We start from the raw sequence: 1,231 nt of genomic DNA, 5'->3' as shown, positions 1-1,231 counted from the left end.
CCACCTTCTCCCACAAGGAGGGCTTTGCACAGAATCGGATTGGTGATTCCGTGGGCAAGGAAGAGAGGGAGATGATTCGGATGGTCGATCGTGTTCTTGGTCAACTGAGTCTGGCGGACGGGCTGGCGTGGTCGGATACGACGCAGCTCGACCAGATTGCGACCTTCATCGACTGGATGCCGATCCGGGCACTTCTTGGTCAGCGCAGCGGGCCGGGCAAGGGCAACACCAGCTATCCAGCCGAGACATTGCTGCGCTGTCTGTTTTTGGGCGTGTGGAACAATCTCAGCGACCCCGCCCTTGAGATGCAACTGCGCGACCGGCTGTCGTTCCGCCGCTTTGCCGGCTTCAGCCTGTCGGACCGCACGCCGGACCATTCGACGCTGTGGCGCTTCCGCGAAGAGCTGAAGCGCGACGGGCTGATTGATCGGGTGTTCGAAGAGATCACCCGGCAGTTTGAGCAGAAGGGCCTGATCCTCAAGCGCGGCACGCTGATTGATGCATCGTTCATGCGGGCCGCCGCCCGCCCACCGGCGAAGCCGAAGAAGGGTGAGGAGACGTCGGCGAGGCCATCGGCCGACCCCGATGCGCGTTGGGGACGCAAGGGCAAAAAGACGGTGTTCGGCTATAAGGTGCACAACGGCGTCGACGAGGCTCACACGCTGATCCGGCGGATGCACTTCACCGATGCTTCGATCACCGACACCGAGCCGGCCGACACGTTGATCTGCGGCGACGAGGAGGCGGCCTATGGCGACCAGGCCTATTACACCCATGCCCGGCATGCCCGGCTTAAGCAGGCCGGCATCAAGGACCGGTTGATGCATCGGCCCAACAAGCACCATCCGCTGACGCCGCGCCAGAAGCAGCGCAACCGCCTGATCTCCAAGGTGCGGGCGGCGGTGGAGCGGCCGTTTGCGGTGTTCAAGCAGCGCTACGGCATGCGGCGGCTGCGCTTCTTCAACCTGGCGACCAACCGGACGCAGTGCGTGCTTGCCGGCTGCAGCTACAATCTGCAACGGGCGACCGCCGTTCTCTTCCCGGTGAGAAAGCCGGCATGAGGGGGCGGAGTCTGCCCAAAATCCGCCGAGGGGGGCCAATTGGGCCCCCGAGGCGGGCAAAAATGCCCTGCAACCGGGCGAATGTGGCTTGATTGCGGTTCAAAAAACGCCCCATGCGCCATCTGCGTCAAACTTCGGCCCCCGTGCAAAGCCCTCACAAGGGGAGAAGG

The 1,231-nt window shown here is 63.5% G+C and carries 1 protein-coding gene; it reads left to right on the top strand.

Annotation, left to right across the window (positions count from 1 at the left end):
• Nucleotides 1-80: 80 nt before the first annotated feature.
• Complete coding sequence (locus AC0L3O_RS35340; RefSeq protein WP_473618139.1) at nucleotides 81-1,061, top strand: IS5 family transposase; 981 nt, start codon at nucleotides 81-83, stop codon at nucleotides 1,059-1,061.
• Nucleotides 1,062-1,231: the final 170 nt, after the last annotated feature.

Source organism: Mesorhizobium sp. WSM4810 (assembly GCF_055811235.1).
The sequence above is the reverse complement of the archived record's forward strand: the minus strand, read 5'-3'. Positions and strand labels throughout refer to the sequence as shown.

Excerpts from the sequence above, each read along its gene's own strand:
- AC0L3O_RS35340 (WP_473618139.1), top strand. The coding sequence starts at position 81 with ATGGTCGATCGTGTTCTTGGTCAACTGAGTCTGGCGGACGGGCTGGCG.